We start from the raw sequence: 15,997 nt of genomic DNA on the forward strand, positions 1-15,997 counted from the left end.
GTGAGCCTAACCGGCGGTCCGGATCATCATGCGGCCCCCGCGCGCCACGCCAGCAGCCGGCGATACGCCTCCAGACCGTCCGGCACCCACTCCCAGGTGTCGAGTCGCTCCGCGACCTCGTCCTCCGTCAGGAAGGCGTGCCAGGCCACCTCCTCGGCCTGCGGGTCGACCGGCAGCGCGCAGCTCACCTCGTAGACGGCGCTCCACCAGGTGTGCTCCGGGGTGTCGTAGAGGAACCGGAACAGCGGCCGGGGCGCGGGCAGCCCGGAGACGCCCAGCTCCTCCTCGGCCTCGCGCAGGGCCGCCTCGTCATACGACTCGCCCGCGCCGACCACCCCGCCCACGAAGACGTCGTGCCGGGAGGGGAAGACCAGCTTCTCCGCGGTGCGGCGGTGCACGAAGACGCGCCCGTCGGAGTCCCTGACCAGGATGAAGACACAGCGGTGACGCAGCCGGCGGGCCAGGGCGTCGGCGCGCCGGGCCTGGCCCACCACGCGGTCCCGCTCGTCCACGATGTCCAGAACCTCGTCGGCTGAGCGCTGCTGGTGACCGTTGTCGGGCATGCCGCCATACAAGCAGACCGGGGTGCGCGCGGCACGGTCAGCCCCAGCCGCCCGGCCCATGGTGGCGATGGCGGCCCCGGACCCGGTCGTCGTGCCAGCTCGACCGCCCGTCGCGCCACCGCCAACGCCGGCCGTGCTCGCGGCGCGTGCCGGGCTCGTGTCGGGAGCCGTGGGCCCGGCGAGCCCGGCGGTGGTCGGCCTCGACCGCCGCGTTCCACGGGGAGACGACGGCCACGGACAGGGGAGGTGGGGCGGGCGCGGACGGGGGCACCGGTCCGGGCGGCAGCGGCAGCGGCAGCGGTGGCAGCGGCGGCGGAGGCGGTGGCAGCGGCCGGGCCGCGGCGCGGTCCGCCGGTCCGCCGCCGGGGGGCCCGCTGGCCGAGGCCGCGGGCGCGGGTCCGTCCTCCGGCGTGGGGGCGTCGGAGGGCCGACCGCCCGACTCCGCGCGGGCGGTCCCGGTCGGCGCGGCGCCCCCCACCGCGGCCGAGCCCCGCGCGGGGCCCTCGCCGGGCGGAGCGGTACGAGCGGTCGGAGCGGGGCCCGGTGGTGTGTTCGGTGCCGGTGCGGGGGTGGGGGCCGGGCCCGGACCCGGACGCGGGGTCGCCGTCGGTGCCGGGTCGGCGGAGACCGCCGCGCGGGTGGGCGCCGCGGAGAGCCCGCGCGGCTCGCCCCGCTCCGGCGGCAGCAGGAACAACGCCAGCGCGGTGCTCAGCGTGGACAACAGGATCGCCGCGGCCACCCGCCTGCGGACCCCGGAGTCGTGGAACGGACGGCGACCCCGCAGCACCGTGCCCGCGATGACCTGACGGGGCGCCTCGGGAGGCTCGGGTCGGACGGGGCGCGGGGCAGGGGTCACCCGCGTGGGGTGCACCACGCGCTCACCGGCCGGGGGAGGGCCGCCCCGCCGCGGTGACCCGTGGGGTCGGTCAGCCATGGCGCGGCATCCTTCCCGGCCCGCCGAGGGCTGTCCAGTCCGGTGAAACGATTGACTGACCCGTTCCGCACCGGGTCGGGCGGTCCCGACGGGACGCTCGCGCTGGCCACGGCGGTGCCCCGCACGGCAGCCGGTCCCCGCCCGCCCCGTCGGCCGGTCACTCCGAGGACGGACGGCCGGGGCCGGAGGTTGACGACCTACCAGTCGGTATGCAGGATCGCATCCAACGTGGCGGCCGCGCACCCGTCGCGCTCCCGAGCAGTCCGTCGGGCCCGGCGAGTCCAGAAGGTGACGGCATGGCGTACGACGCGGACGTGATCGTGATCGGAGCGGGGCTGGCGGGGCTCGCCGCCACGGCCGAACTCGCCGAGGCCGGCCGCTCGGTGATCCTGCTCGACCAGGAGCCCGAGCAGTCCCTGGGCGGTCAGGCGCACTGGTCCTTCGGCGGGCTCTTCCTCGTCGACTCGCCCGAGCAGCGCCGGCTGCGCATCCGCGACAGCCGCGAACTGGCCTGGCAGGACTGGCTGGGCACCGCCGGTTTCGACCGCGAGGAGGACCACTGGCCGCGCCGCTGGGCCGAGGCGTACGTCGACTTCGCCGCCGGCGAGAAGCGGTCCTGGCTGCGCGCGCAGGGACTGCGGCTGTTCCCCGTCGTCGGCTGGGCGGAGCGGGGCGGCTACGACGCGCGGGGCCACGGCAACTCGGTGCCCCGCTTCCACATCACCTGGGGCACCGGCCCCGGCGTCGTGGCGCCCTTCGAGCGTCGGGTGCGGGCCGGGGTCGCGCGCGGCCGGGTCGGGCTGCTCTTCCGACACCGGGTCACCGGGCTGTCCCGTACCGCCGGCGCCGTGGACACCGTCAGCGGCGAGATCCTGGAGCCCAGCGACGCGGAACGCGGCACCCCCAGCAGCCGCGAGGTCGCCGGGGCCTTCGAACTGCGCGCCCAGGCGGTGATCGTCACCTCCGGCGGCATCGGCGGCAACCACGAGCTGGTGCGCGCCAACTGGCCGGCACGGCTGGGCACTCCGCCGGAGACCATGCTCTCCGGGGTGCCCGCGCACGTCGACGGGGCGATGCTCGGCATCGCCGAGGCCGCCGGCGGACGGCTCATCAACCGCGACCGGATGTGGCACTACACCGAGGGCATCCAGAACTGGAACCCGATCTGGCCGCGGCACGGCATCCGCATCCTCTCCGGCCCGTCGCCGCTGTGGTTCGACGCCCGGGGCAGGCGGCTGCCGGTGCCGTTGTTCCCCGGCTTCGACACCCTGGGCACGCTGGAACACGTCATGCACACCGGCCACGACCACACCTGGTTCGTCCTCACCCGGAGGATCGTCGAGAGGGAGTTCACCCTCTCCGGCTCCGAGCAGAACCCGGACCTCACCGGCAAGCGTGTGCGCGAGGTCCTCGGCCGGGCCGGGGGCGGGGCGCCGGGCCCGGTCCAGGCGTTCCTGGACCAAGGGGCCGACTTCGTGGTCGAGCGGTCGCTGAGCGGGCTGGTGCGCCGCATGAACGAGCTCACCGAGGAGCCGCTGATCGACGAGGCCGAGCTGTACCGGGAGATCACCGCCCGGGACCGCGAGGTCGCCAACGCCTACACCAAGGACCTCCAGATGACCGCCGTGCGCGGGGCGCGCCGATACCTCGGCGACCGGCTCATCCGCACCGCCGCCCCGCACAGGCTCCTCGATCCGAAGGCCGGCCCGCTGATCGCGGTGCGGCTGCGCATCCTCACCCGCAAGACGCTCGGCGGGCTGGAGACGGACCTGTCCTCGCGCGTGCTGACCGCCGGCGGCGATCCGCTGCCCGGCGTCTACGCGGCGGGCGAGGCGGCCGGGTTCGGGGGCGGGGGCGTGCACGGCTACCGCTCCCTGGAGGGCACCTTCCTCGGCGGCTGCCTCTTCTCCGGCCGCGCGGCGGGCCGCGCGGCGGCCAATGCGGTGGGCTAGCCGGCGGCCGGGGTCGGACCGGCTCCGCTCCGCCCGTGCCGGCCGGGGGAGGAGCGGTGCGGGGCGGGCGTGTGGTGCGCGGGGCGGCTCCGCGTGACGGAACGGTTCAGTCGTCGAGCGCCGCGCGCACCCGGCGGGAGACGGTGAAGGCGTAGAGGTCCAGCACGCCGGGCGGTTCGGCCAGGCCCGGCCCGCCGGCGCGGATCCAGGCGGCGATGTCGTCGAGCGCGTCGTCGTCGTTGACCAACCCCAGCCACACCGGCCGCCCGCCCGCCGCGCGTCCCGCGGCCGAGGGCTGCACGACCACCACGTTGGCCTGGTCGCAGACGTCCAGACAGTCGGAGGCGCGGACCCGCGCGCTGTCGCCGAGCGCCGCGCGCAACCGCGGGATCTGGCCGGTGTGGTCGACGCCGGGGATCTTCCGCGGGTCGCCGCAGCAGCAGCCGCGGCACACCGTCACCCGGCACGGCGTGGAGGAGTTCCTGGTCACCGCGCCGATCTTACGGGGACGGTTCGCGCACCCGTACGAGCGGTTCGAGCCGCATTCGCGAGGGCGTGCCGTGGCGCGGGGGCCACAGCGCGTCGGGGCCGCCGGAGGGTTGCTCCGGCGGCCCCGCAGAGGGTCCGCGTCAGCTCCCACGCGCGGTGGCGTGGTGCGCCGGGCGCCTTCTCAGGCGTTGATGCACGTGTTACCGAAGGCCGGGTTCAGCAGGCCGGTGAGGTTGACCGAGTTGCCGCAGATGTTGATCGGGATGTTCACCGGCACCTGGATGTTGTTGCCGCTCACGACGCCCGGCGAGCCGATGGCGCCACCGTTGGCGTGGGCGCCGTGTTCGTCGTTGTACTCGTAGTCGCCGTTGTCGTGGTGGCCGCCGCCGTAACCGCCATAACCGCCATGGCCGCCGTTGTGACCGTTGTGACCGTTGTGGCCACCATTGTTGTGACCGCCGTTGTGGCCACCGTTGTGGCCGTTGCCGCGACCGTTGTCGTTGTCGTGGTCGTGCGCGGCGACGGCGCCGGCGCCGCCGACGATGAGGGCGCAGCTGGCCGCGGCGAGCCCGGCGACCTGGACGATTCGCTTCATCGTCCTATTCCTTTCGTGTTGCGAATGGGGCAACTTTTTCAACGATCCGAATCGTCTGAGGGTACGCGTGATCACCCGATGGCATCATTCGAGGAGCCGTCAGTTCCGCACCCGCGAAGAGGAGGGCGCCTCATGGTCGAGAAAGGCACGCGTCATTATGTCGCGCGGAGCCGGATCGCCGCGACCGCGGCCCTGGTGCTGAGCCTGTCGCTGAGCGGTTGTTCCGACTCGGGAGAGAAATCGGATGGGCTGCCTTCGGAATTGTGGGTTAATCCCGACAGTCAGCCCGCGCGCACGGCGCGCCAGTACGTGACACAGGGGCGGCACGAGGACGCGGCGCTGATGCGGAAGATCGCGGACCAGCCGGCGGCGGAGTGGGTCGGTGAGCTGCCCCGGGCCCGGGCGCGGGCCGTCACCACCGCGGCGGCGCGCACCGGCCGCACCCCGGTCCTGGTCGCCTATCACATTCCCTACCGGGACTGCGGCCGACACTCGGCCGGAGGCGCGGAGGGCGCACCCGACTACGGCGGCTGGGTCCGGGAGCTGGCCGCCGGCATCGGCGACCGCAGCGCCGTGGTCATCCTGGAGCCCGACGCGGTGGCCCAGGTGGTCGACGGCTGTGTCCCCGGAGAACTGCGCGAGGAACGGCTCGCCATGCTGCGGAACGCCGTGGAGACGCTCAAGGCGCTGCCCAGGACCTGGGTCTACATCGACGCCGGAAACGCGGGCTGGGTCCGTGACCCCTATGCGTTGGTGGAGCCGCTCAAACAGAGCGGTATCGACAAGGCCGACGGCTTTTCGCTGAACGTCTCGAATTTCCAGCCGACGGGGGCGACCATCCGCTACGGACACCATCTGTCCGGCTCGCTGGGTGGCGCCCACTTCGTCATCGACACCAGTCGCAATGGCAATGGCGCGACGAATGCGGCGGGCAGCCGGTCGGAGGCGTACGCCTACCCCGGGCACCACGAGGACCGCTGGTGCAATCCGCCCGGCCGGGCGCTGGGCGAGCGGCCCGGCACCCGGACCGGCGATCCGAAGGTGGACGCCTTCCTGTGGGTCAAGCGGCCGGGTGAGTCCGACGGCACCTGCAACGGGGGTCCCGCGGCGGGGTCGTGGTGGCCCCGGTACGCGCTGGACCTCGCGCGCAACACGCGGGGCTGACCACCGCTCGACGCCCGGTCAGCCCCTCCGGGCGCCCTCGGTCAGATCGCGCACAGCGGGTCCTGCTCGGCGGAGGGCGTCGGGCCGGTGTCCTCGGACGCGGAGTCCGCGGCCGCGGCGGGGGCGGGCGGCGCGGTGGCCGCGACGGGCTTGGTCGCCGCGGGCGTCGGCTCCGCCCGGTCGGCCTCCTCGCTGCGCGCGGTCGGGACGGTCGCGGGCGCCGGGCGGGCGCGCCGGGCCCGCGCCGCCTCCACGGAGCGACAGGCCAGCGGGAGGAGGCACAGCACCACCGCGAAGAGCGCCCACAGCCGCATCGCGAGATGGCTGTGGTGCAGGAACAGCGAGGCGACGAACGATCCGCCGAAGACCACGCACCACAGCAGGTGGATGCGGAAGGTGGCGAGCCGGTCCGGGCTGGCGGAGTCGCCCTTGGGCGTGACCACGAACCGGCTTCTGCGGCGGAGCGCCGCGTCCAGCAGCGAGCGCGCGTAGATCGGCGCGGACAGCGCCGACAGCGCCATTCCGGCGACGCCCGAGGAGCCGTACGGCTCGTGCGGGCTGACGTTGTGCCGCCGGTTCCAGACGTAGAGCCCGATCTGGAGGGCGACGGTGTCCCCGTACAGCATCAGCCAGATCTCGGGGGAGATGTGCACCCCGGCCGCGCCGGCGGCGAGGAAGAGCACGCAGGACAGCGCCGACAGCAGCCAGTTCAGGGCGGTCATCGGGTAGTACGCCATCATCAGCGTGTAGTTGAGCAGCTTGCCGGGGGACAGCGTGGGCACCCCCCGCCACCACTGCTTGAGCACCGTCTCGTAGGTGCCGCGCGACCAGCGCAGCTGCTGGGTGAAGAAGTCGGTCCAGGTGCTGGGGCCCTCGCCGACGGCGAGCACGTCCGGGGTGTAGACCGAGCGCCACTTCCGGCCGGTCTCGGGGTTGCGGCGCCGGTGCAGCTCGAATCCGGTGGCCATGTCCTCGGTGATCGAGTCGTACAGCCCGCCGACGCTGCGCAACGCGCTGATCCGGACCGCGTTGTTGGTGCCGACGAACATCGCGCCGCCGTACGCGTTCCCCGCCCGCTGGATGAGGGCGTGGAAGAGGAACTGCTGACTCTCCGCCGCCTTGGTGACGAGCGTGTCGTAATTCCCGTAGACCTGCGGCCCGACGACGAATGCCACATCGGGATCGCGAAAGTAACCGAGCATGCGCTCCAGGAAGTTGGGCAGCGGCACATGGTCGGTGTCCACGCAGGCCATGATGTCGTATCCGTCACCGTGCTCGTCCAGCCAGGCGTTGTAATTGCCGTGCTTGGTCTTCGCCCGGAAACGGCCCTTGGGCTGGTTCCACTTCTCAACGTCCTTGCGGGAGAAGTGTCGTACGCCGAGCCGGGCGCACAACTCCTTGGCGGCCGGGTCGTCGCCCTCGTCGAGCAGCCACACATGCAGCTTCCCGCGGTGTCGCAGCCGGGTGGCGCCCTCCAGCGTGGCCCGGACCATGTCCAGCGGCTCCTTGCCCGGCACATAACTGGTCAGGAAGGCGACCTTGGTCCCCGGGTGGGGGGTCACCGGGACCGGGTCGCGGGCCATCAGCGTCGCGTGCGCGTTGGAGACCACGGTGAACAGCCGGAACGCCTCGATCAGGCCGACCGAGAGCAGCATCGCCACGTCCGAGGCGGTCTCCCAGCCCGTGACGTCCGCGCGGTATGTCCAGTGGGACGGCTGGAGCAGCCAGACGAGCAGCACGGCGGAGCACAGCGGCGCCGCGCAGAGCAGCAGCGCGGTGCGGATCCTGCGCGGCTGGCGGGCCAGCAGGCTGCGGTAGCGCACCCGGTACACGCAGTGCCGCGGCGGGTCGGTCAGCGGGCCCGCCAACTGGCTGAAGCCCTCGTAGTCGTACGTCGGGCCGCTCTGCCGCGCCGGCTCGGAGGCCGTGTCGCCCGGCCGCCTCGACCCGAACGCCGCGTCGCTCGGCCTTTTCGTCGCGAACGCCGTCTCGACCGGCCGCTTCGGTTCCGCGGCCGGGGCCGGCACCGCCTCCACCGCCGCCCCGGGGGGCTCCGCCTCTTCGGGGTCGGCCCAGGAGGGGGCGGGGCGGGCCGGCGCCACGGCGGCCGTCGAGGATTTCTCAGCCGGCCGCGGAACGGGATTCGTCGAAGTCATGAGGGCAACTCCCGCGAGGCTGTCTCGGATGGAATCTCACGCAGCGGGCGCCAGCCGGACGACATGCGTCATGTCATCGCCCGATAAGCGAAGATAACCATCACATAGGCGGTTGCTCTGTAAATCAGACTTTCGGCGCGCCCCGTCATTGCGTCGAATGGGGGATGGTCCGGCGGTCACTCGGATGGCCAGTTCGTCAGCAACACTGACGGCTCATCAGCGCGCGTCTCGCGTGATTTTCATTCCGCTATCTGTCATGGTCTGGGGCGGTTTCAGCGGGCGAATACGGAGGCGAGACATGCGGATTCCCCTCCGGCGCACGCCGACCGTGCTGCACATCAGCCAGCCCGTCGAGGGCGGTGTCGCCCGGGTGGTCGCCGACCTCGTCAGCGCCCAGGCGACGGCCGGGCTGCGCCCCGTGGTGGCCTGCCCGCCCGGCGGCCCGCTCGCCGCACAGGTGACGGCGGCCGGGGTGACGACGGTCCCCTGGGCGGCCCGGCGGGAACCCGGCGCGCGACTGCCGCGGGAGGCCGCCCAGATCGCCCGCATCGTCCGCCGGACCGGCCCCGACCTGGTGCACGCGCACAGCGCCAAGGCCGGCCTCGCCGCCCGGCTCGCCGTCCGCGGCCGGGTCCCGACGCTCTACCAGCCGCACGCCTGGTCCTTCGAGGCCGCCGACGGGGCCACCGCCGCCCTGGCGGTGCGCTGGGAGCGGTTCGCCGCGCGCTGGGCGCAGCGGATCGTCTGCGTCAGCGAGGACGAGCGGCGGCGCGGCGAGGGAGCCGGGGTGCCCGGCCGCTGGACGGTGATCCGCAACGGCGTCGACACCGGACGCTTCCGCCCAGCCGACGAGGACGCACGACGGCGCGCCCGCGCCGCCCTGCCCGCCCTCCGCGACCTGCCCGCCGACGCCCCCCTGGCCGTCTGCGTCGGCCGGCTCTGCCGGCAGAAGGGCCAGGACCTCCTGCTGCGCGCCTGGCCGCGGACCGCCGCAGAGGTGCCGGGCGCCCGGCTCGCGCTCGTCGGCGACGGCCCCGAACTCGCCGCGCTGCGCCGCGCCGCCCCCGCCGATGTGCTGCTCCCGGGCCCGGTCGCGGACACCGCGCCGTGGTACGCCGCCGCCGACCTGGTGGTGCTGCCGTCCCGCTGGGAGGGCATGGCGCTGGCCCCCCTGGAGGCCATGGCCAGCGGTCGGCCCGTGCTGCTCACCGAGGTGACCGGCGCCCGCGAGTCGCTGCCCGTCGGGCACGCCTCGTCCTGCCTGGTACCGCCCGACGACCCGCCCGCGCTGGCCCGCGCGCTCACCGTGCTGCTCCGCCGCCCCGCGCTCCGCGCCCGGCTGGGGCACGAGGCCCAGCGCCACGTCCACGCGGCCCACGACGTACGGAACACGGCGGCGGCGGTCACCCGCCTCTACCGCGAACTGCTCGAACCGGCCCACTCCTGGAACCGGTTCACCGACCGCGGGGAGCTGTGCAGGGGATGAACACCGACAACGCAGGCGTGCCCACCCCCGGCCGGTTGCTGGCGCCCCGCCCGGCCCCGGCCCGCCCGGCCGCCTCCCTCTTCGGGCCGCGCCGCCCCCAGCCCCGGCCCGCCGCCCCGCCCCGCCCGACGCCCACCCGCCCCTCGCGGGGGACCGCGCTGCTCGTGGCCGTGGACTGCGTGGCCGCCGCCGTCGCGGCGATCCCGCTGCTCGCGGCGCACCCCTCGCCGGGCGACACCGACCGGGCCACGACCGTGCTCACCCCGCCCGTGCTCGCCCCGGCCATCCCGCTGGGCTCGCCGGCAGCGGCCGATCCGGCGGGCGGGTTCGCCCCGGCGGGCGGGCTCGCTCCGACCGTCGTGTTCGCGGTGGCCGCGCTGGTCGCCGCGGCCGTCGTCGCGCTCGGCGCGCGCGGCGGGCTCTACCGGCCGGGCCCCTGGACCGTCGCCCTGGACGAGGCTCCCAGGTTGCTGCGGTACTGCCTGCTCGCCTGGCTGCTGGCGGCCGCGGTGATCTCCGGCACCGACCCGCCGCGCTCGCTCGGCTGGCAGGTGCTGCTCACCGCCCTGGCCGTGCACGCCCTCCTGGCCTACGCCGGCCGCGCGGCCGTCCACCGGCTCCGCCGTCGCGCCCGGCGCCGGCATCCGTGCTCCACGCTCGTCGTCGGCGCGGGCCCCGCCGGCCGCCGGCTGGCCACCGTGCTGGGCGAGCACCCCGAGTACGGGATGCGGCCGGTCGGACTGGTCGAGCCGATGGCGCCGGCCGACGGTATCGGCGGTGGCGGTGGGGTGGAGGCCATGGGCGGGGTCGTCGGGCAGGCGGCTCCGGCGGCGGGCGTCGGGGGCGGTGGTCTGGCGGTGGGAGCCGTGCCCCTCGGGGCCGTGGCCGTGGGGAGTGAGGCGCCCCCGACGCCCGCGACGCCTCCGAGGCCCGCGACGGTACCGGCGGCCTCGGCGTCTCCGGTGCCACCGGCCGGCGTCGGCGGTCTGGCCGTGGGGTCGGTCCCGCTGAACGCGGTGGTCGTGGGTGGTGTGGACGCCACGGTCGTCGGCGGCGTGCCCGGAGGGCAGGCTTCCGTCCCGGTCCCGGTCCCGGCCCCGGCCTCGGTCCCGCTCCCGGGGGTGGGACCCGGGCCGAGCTCCGGGCCGGGTGGGGGCGACGGAACGGCGGGCGACCGGGCGAGCGGGGCGGCGGGCGCCGCGGCCCCCGCACTTCCGACGCCGTCCCCGCCCCCGGGCACGCCGTCCCCGCTCGGCCCGCCCCTCAGGCGCGCCCCGTCGCCGGCGCCCGCGGCCCAGACGCCCGCGACACCGGTGCTCTCGGCCCAGATGTCCTCGGCCCAGACGCCCGTGACTCCGGTGCCCTCGGTGCAGACGCCCGCGGTGTCGATGCCTGCCCCCGCCCCGGTCGCGCCGCCGCTGCCACTGCTGCACTCCTACGAGGACGTCATCCGGGCCGTCATCCAGAACGCCGTCCGGGACGCGGTGTTCACCCGCGACCCCGCCGAGACCCCGCAACTCGCCACGCTCGCCCGGCTGCTGATGGCGCAGGGCTGCGCCGTGTGGCTGCCCGGCGGCGCCCCCGGTCAGGTCGTCGAGCGGCTTGGATCCGGTGGCCGGGCCCCGGGCCACCTCTCGGGGCACTTGTGGGGATTCGCCTGCCGTCGCCTCGACCCGCCGCCCCCGGGCCGCCTCGGCGCCGCGGGCAAGCGCGCGCTGGACGTCGCCGTCGCCGGCTGCGCCCTGCTGGTCACCGGGCCGCTGCTGCTGGCGTGCGCGCTCGCCGTGCGCCTCGCCGACGGCCCCGGTGTGCTCTTCCGTCAGGAGCGGGTCGGCCACGGCGGCCGACCGTTCGTGATGCTGAAGTTCCGCACCCTGCGGCCCGCCGACGACCACGAGTCGGCCACCCTGTGGAGCGTCGCCCGCGACCGGCGGGTGAGCCTCGTGGGGCGGCTGTTGCGACGCTCCTCCCTCGATGAACTGCCCCAGCTGTGGAACGTGCTGCGCGGCGACATGAGCCTGGTCGGGCCGCGGCCGGAACGCCCGTACTTCGTGCGGAAGTTCAGCCAGGACCACCCCGGCTACGCGGCCCGGCACCGGATGCCCGTCGGGGTCACCGGGCTGGCCCAGGTGCACGGGCTGCGCGGCGACACCTCCATCGAGGACCGGGCGCGGTTCGACAACCTCTACATCGAGACCTGGACGCTGTGGCAGGACGTCCGCATTCTGCTGCGTACCGCCGGCTCGCTGTTCCGGTTCGGCGGGAGCTGATCCGTGCCTCGAGCTGCCGGCGTGTCCGCGGCCGGGTCGCCGACCCCGGTGGCCGCGCCGGGGCGCGCGGCTACGGGCGTGGACACGGACACGGACACGGGCGTGGGACGCGGAGCCGTACGGGAGCCGACCGTGCCGGGGCGGACGCGCTCGGGTCCGGCCGACGAGGAGCCCGGCGCCCCGCCACGGACCACGGCGTGGCGAGCCATGAGCCGGCGCGCCGTGCCCTGGCGGGTGGTGCCCGCCGTGGCGACCGTACTGCTGTTGTGCGTACCGGCCGGCCGGGAGGACGCGAGCGGGGCCGGGGCCATCCATGTCACCCCCGCCGACCTGGCCAGCGCGGCGCTCGTCGGCTGCTGCGCGGTCAGCGCGCTGCGCCGCCGGGACCGGCCGCTGACCCGGCGCGCGGCGCTGGTGCTGGCGGCGCCCGTCGTCGCCTTCGCCGTGGCGACCGTCACCGGCTACGACCCGGCGGCCGCGCTGACCGGCTTCGTGCGCTACCTCCAGGTCTTCGTCCTCGTCCCCGCCGCGCTGCTGCTCCTGCTGCGTTCACGCCGCGACTTCTGGCTGGTGGCGGGGGCGCTCGTGCTGGCCGCCGGAGTGCAGGGCGTGATCGGGCTGCGTCAGTACCTCACCGGCACCGGGGCCTCGTACGCCGGAGTCGACATCCGCGCCGTGGGCACCTTCGGCCCGCTGGACGTGATGGGCATGGCCGCCCTGGTCGCCCATGGCCTGCTCGTCCTGCTCGCCGTGGCGCTGGCGCCGCCGCCCGGCGCGGCCCGCTGGCTGCGCCCCGCCGCCCTGGTCGGGGCCGGCTTTCTGGTGGTGCCGCTGGTGATGTCGTTCAGCCGGGGCGCCTGGATCGCCACCGCCGTCGCCGGGGTCGCCATGCTGCTGCTCGCGGACGGCCGTCGCGGGCTGCGCGCCCTCGGGGTGCTGGCCGCGCTCGCGGCGCCGGCCGTCGTGGCCGTGGTGCTGGTGGTCGGGGCCGGCGGTCCCGGCCAGGCCGGCGTCGGCGTCGGCGGCGGTGTCGGCTCGGGAGCCGGATCCGGTCTGGTCGGCGAGCGGCTGACGAGCATCACGCAGGTCACCGACTCCCCGGACAAGTCCGTCTCCGACCGCTACACCATGTGGGCGGCGGCCACCGGCATCTGGCGCGACGCCCCCGCCACCGGGGTGGGGCTCAAGGGCTTCGCGGCCCACCGCGACGGACACGCCTCCATCGCCCTGTCCGCGGGCAGCGACACCGCCGGCGCGGGCCTGGACTTCCAGCGCCAACCGCTGCTGTCCCCACACAACATGTACCTCCTGGTGCTCAGCGAGCAGGGCCTGGTGGGCGCCACCGCCGTCATCGGCAGCTGGGCGGCCCTCCTGCTTCTCGGTCTCCGCCGGCTGCGTCCCGCCGGCCGCCGGCCCGCCGGGGAAGGCGTGACCGGTGGCGCCGCGGGCCGGCGCCCGGACGCCTGCGGACTGGTCGCCGTCGGCCTGCTGCTGTGGCAGTTGATGGACTTCGCCTACGCCGACATCGGTGGCCCCTCCACCACGCTCACCGCCGTGCTCCTGGGCCTCGCCACCTGGTGGGCGCTGAGCCCACGACTCGACGACCCCGCGGCGGCCGCGCGATGAGCGACACGGCGGCCTCCCGCCGGGCGGCGACGACGGGAACGGCTGCGGGGGCGGCCCCGGGAGCCCAGAGCCCGGGAGCCGCGCGTTCGGGTGTGGGACCCGCCCTGGCGGCGAGGCCGCCCGCCGGCTCGACCGGGCCGGCCGGCCTGACGGGGCCCGCCGGCTTGGCCGGGCCCGCCGGGGCGGCCGTCGTCGTCCCGCCCACCAGAGAGGCCCCGCTCGCCCCGCCGGCCGTCCGCGCCGAGCGGTTCGGCCGATTCAAGCGATTCGAGCGATTCGGGCGGGCCGGGCGGGCCCAGCGGACCGAGGGCCCCACGGGGGAGAGGTTCGTGGCGCGGGCCGCCGTGGTGACCGCCGGACTGACCGCGGCGGGGGCGCTGTTCGGCCTCGTACGGGACCAGTTGATCGCGCACCTCTTCGGCGCGGGGGGAGCGACGGACGCCTTTCTCGTCGCGTGGACCGTCCCCGAGCTCGCTGCGACCCTCCTCATCGAGGACGCCATGGCCCTGGCCCTGATCCCCGCCTTCAGCCTGGCCCTCTCGCTGCGCGCGGCCGGCGGCACCGGGCGCGCCGACCGCGCGGACCCGGTGCGCCGGCTGCTGGCGGTGACCGCGCCCCGGCTGTTCCTCGCGCTGTCCTGCGGCGCGGTGCTGGTCGGACTCGCCGCGCCGTCGCTGGTGGACCTGCTGGCGCCCGGCCTCGCCGATCCCGGGCCGGCGGTCGTCTGCACCCGGCTCACGGCCATGACCGTGCTGACCTTCGGGGTGGCCGGCTACCTCAGCGCCGCGCTGCGCGCGCACCACAGCTACCCGGCGCCCGCCGCCATCTACGTCGCGTACAACGTCGGCATCGTGGCCACCGTCCTCACGCTGCACGCCACGCACGGGGTGGCCGCCGCGGCGGCCGGGGTGGCCGTGGGCAGCTGCCTCATGGTCCTCGTGCAACTCCCGGCCGGCCACCGCCTGCTGCCGCTCCGCCTCCCCGCCGCCTCCCCGCCGCTCCCGGCACCTTCGGGCCCGGGCGACCAGGGGCCGCTCCCCGCGGCGTCGCTGCGGGCCCGGGCCGTACTGGCACCCGTCGTGCCCATCGCGCTGTTCGCGTTGGCGCGGCAGTCGCAGGTGCTCATCGAGCGCCACCTCGCCTCGGGGCTGCCGGCCGGTGCGATCTCCCACCTCAACTACGCCCAGAAGGTGGCCCAGCTGCCGATGGTCCTCTCGCTGATGGTCTGCACGGTGACCTTCCCGCTGGTGGCGCGCGCGATGGCGGACGGCGAGGCGGAGCGGGCGCGGCGGCGGGTGGAGCGGGACCTGACGCTCGCCGGGGTGGTGGTGCTGGCCGGAACCGCGTACGTGATCGCCTATGCGCCGCAGATCGTGGAAGTGCTCTTCCAGCGCGGCGCCTTCGAGGCCCGCGACACCGCGGCGACGGCCGCGGTGATGCGGGTGTACGCGCTCGGCCTGCTCGGCCACAGCCTGGTCGGCGCGCTGATCCGGCCGTTCTGCTCCGCCGGCCGCCCCACCTGGTACCCCCTCGCCTCGATGACGGTCGGACTGCTCGCCACCGTCGCCGCGGGGGCCGCCACCGCCCCGCACTGGGGCGTGCTCGGCATCGCCGCCGCCAACGCCTGCGGCATCAGCGTCACCGCCCTGCTGTTGCTGCGCGGGCTCGGTGCCCGGCTGATCGCCCTCCGGGTGGGCCGGGTGGCGGCCGGGCTCGGCCGGCTGGCGTTGGCGGCCGCCGTGGCGGCGGCGGTCGGCTGGGCCGCCGCGGCCGATGCCACCGGCGCGCCGCTCGCCCCCTCCGCCCCGGTCGCCGTCGCGGCCGGATGCCTCCTCGTACCCGTCGTCTTCGCCGTCACGGCCCTGGCCGTACGCGCGCCGGAAGTCCCGGAACTGCTCGCCTCCGCCCAACGAAAGCTGCGCCATGTCCGATGAACCCTGGCTGCTGATGTACCACTCCGTGAGCGCGTACACGCGTGATCCCTACCGCGTCACCGTCACACCCGACCGGCTGCGCCGCCAGCTGCGCTGGTTGCGCCGGCGCGGGCTGCGCGGGGTCGCCGTGGGCGAGCTGCTCCGCGAACGCGCCGCCGGCCGCGGCGCCGGCCTGGTCGGGCTCACCTTCGACGACGGTTACGCCGACTTCGTCGAGCAGGCCGTGCCGCTGCTGCGCGGATACGGCTGCACCGCCACGGTGTTCGTGCTGCCGGGGTTGCTCGGCGGTGACAACTCCTGGGACCGGCACGGCCCGCGCAAGCCGCTGCTCGCCGAGGACGGCATCCGCGCGGCCCTCGCCGCGGGCATGGAGATCGGCTCCCACGGCTGGCGTCACACCTCGCTCCCGACCGCCGACGACGCCACCCTGTGGGGGGAGACGGCCGGCAGCCGGGAGGAACTGGAGCGCATCACCGGCGTGCCGGTGGAGGGCTTCTGCTACCCGTACGGCCACCTGGACCGCCGCTGCGTCGCGGCGGTGCGGGCCGCCGGCTACGGCTATGCCTGTGCCATCGACCCCGGCCGGCTCACCGGTCGCCACGCGCTGCCCCGCGTCCACGTGGACGACCGCGACGCCGGGCTCCGCCTACGGCTGAAGCAACTGGTGCACCCCCTACGCCGCCGCCCTCTGCCGGCGGACACCGCGGCGGGCGCCGTCCCGGCCTCGGCGTGCCACACGACGGCCGCGACGCGGGCTGCCACGACGGCCGGCACGCCCGGGGCCGCGGCGGGGGTGGCTCCCACGGTGGCCGTGCCGGCGGCGGGGGT

At 75.7% G+C, this 15,997-nt stretch carries 11 protein-coding genes and 1 pseudogene; 7 read left to right on the forward strand and 5 right to left on the reverse strand.

Going from position 1 to position 15,997, the window contains the following annotated elements; genetic code table 11:
• Window positions 1–26: 26 nt before the first annotated feature.
• Complete coding sequence (locus LRS74_RS27335) at window positions 27–563, reverse strand: NUDIX domain-containing protein (RefSeq protein ID WP_277743481.1); 537 nt, start codon at window positions 561–563, stop codon at window positions 27–29.
• 37 nt (window positions 564–600) lie between these two features.
• Window positions 601–1,497, reverse strand: coding sequence for a hypothetical protein (locus LRS74_RS27340; protein WP_277743482.1), 897 nt, complete (start codon window positions 1,495–1,497; stop codon window positions 601–603).
• Window positions 1,498–1,793: 296 nt separating this feature from the next.
• On the opposite strand from LRS74_RS27340, the gene LRS74_RS27345 reads away from it, so the two are divergent.
• Entirely contained in the window at window positions 1,794–3,449 is a 1,656-nt protein-coding gene (locus LRS74_RS27345) for an FAD-binding dehydrogenase (RefSeq protein ID WP_277743483.1), read from the forward strand.
• A 106-nt stretch (window positions 3,450–3,555) separates the two neighbouring features.
• Here LRS74_RS27345 and LRS74_RS27350 read toward each other — a convergent pair whose 3' ends face one another.
• Complete coding sequence (locus tag LRS74_RS27350; protein WP_277743484.1) at window positions 3,556–3,939, reverse strand: (2Fe-2S) ferredoxin domain-containing protein; 384 nt, start codon at window positions 3,937–3,939, stop codon at window positions 3,556–3,558.
• A 180-nt stretch (window positions 3,940–4,119) separates the two neighbouring features.
• A complete protein-coding gene (locus LRS74_RS27355; RefSeq protein WP_277743485.1) occupies window positions 4,120–4,533 on the reverse strand; it encodes a chaplin in 414 nt (137 codons plus the stop codon).
• A 132-nt stretch (window positions 4,534–4,665) separates the two neighbouring features.
• Between LRS74_RS27355 and LRS74_RS27360 the strand changes: the two genes are divergently transcribed.
• Complete coding sequence (locus LRS74_RS27360; RefSeq protein ID WP_277743486.1) at window positions 4,666–5,697, forward strand: glycoside hydrolase family 6 protein; 1,032 nt, start codon at window positions 4,666–4,668, stop codon at window positions 5,695–5,697.
• 41 nt (window positions 5,698–5,738) lie between these two features.
• On the opposite strand, the gene LRS74_RS27365 is transcribed toward LRS74_RS27360, so the two are convergent.
• Window positions 5,739–7,733, reverse strand: a complete 1,995-nt coding sequence (locus LRS74_RS27365; RefSeq protein ID WP_347178202.1) for a glycosyltransferase family 2 protein — start codon at window positions 7,731–7,733, stop codon at window positions 5,739–5,741.
• A gap of 418 nt (window positions 7,734–8,151) precedes the next feature.
• Between LRS74_RS27365 and LRS74_RS27370 the strand changes: the two genes are divergently transcribed.
• From LRS74_RS27370 to LRS74_RS27390, 5 genes and pseudogenes are all read left to right on the forward strand, one after another.
• On the forward strand, window positions 8,152–9,339 hold the full coding sequence (locus tag LRS74_RS27370; protein ID WP_277743488.1) for a glycosyltransferase: 1,188 nt from the start codon (window positions 8,152–8,154) through the stop codon (window positions 9,337–9,339).
• Entirely contained in the window at window positions 9,336–11,609 is a 2,274-nt protein-coding gene (locus tag LRS74_RS27375; protein ID WP_277743489.1) for a sugar transferase, read from the forward strand. Before LRS74_RS27370 ends, LRS74_RS27375 begins: the two co-directional genes overlap by 4 nt.
• A 207-nt stretch (window positions 11,610–11,816) precedes the next feature.
• On the forward strand, window positions 11,817–13,235 hold the full coding sequence (locus LRS74_RS27380; protein ID WP_277744969.1) for an O-antigen ligase family protein: 1,419 nt from the start codon (window positions 11,817–11,819) through the stop codon (window positions 13,233–13,235).
• A gap of 329 nt (window positions 13,236–13,564) precedes the next feature.
• Entirely contained in the window at window positions 13,565–15,169 is a 1,605-nt protein-coding gene (locus LRS74_RS27385; RefSeq protein ID WP_277743490.1) for a lipid II flippase MurJ, read from the forward strand.
• A pseudogene (locus tag LRS74_RS27390) lies at window positions 15,159–15,860 on the forward strand (polysaccharide deacetylase family protein); the annotation flags it as partial. The gene LRS74_RS27385 and the pseudogene LRS74_RS27390, both read left to right, overlap by 11 nt.
• Between the last annotated feature and the right edge of the window lie 137 nt (window positions 15,861–15,997).

This window comes from Streptomyces sp. LX-29, from assembly GCF_029541745.1.
In the GTDB taxonomy this organism is placed as follows: domain Bacteria; phylum Actinomycetota; class Actinomycetes; order Streptomycetales; family Streptomycetaceae; genus Streptomyces.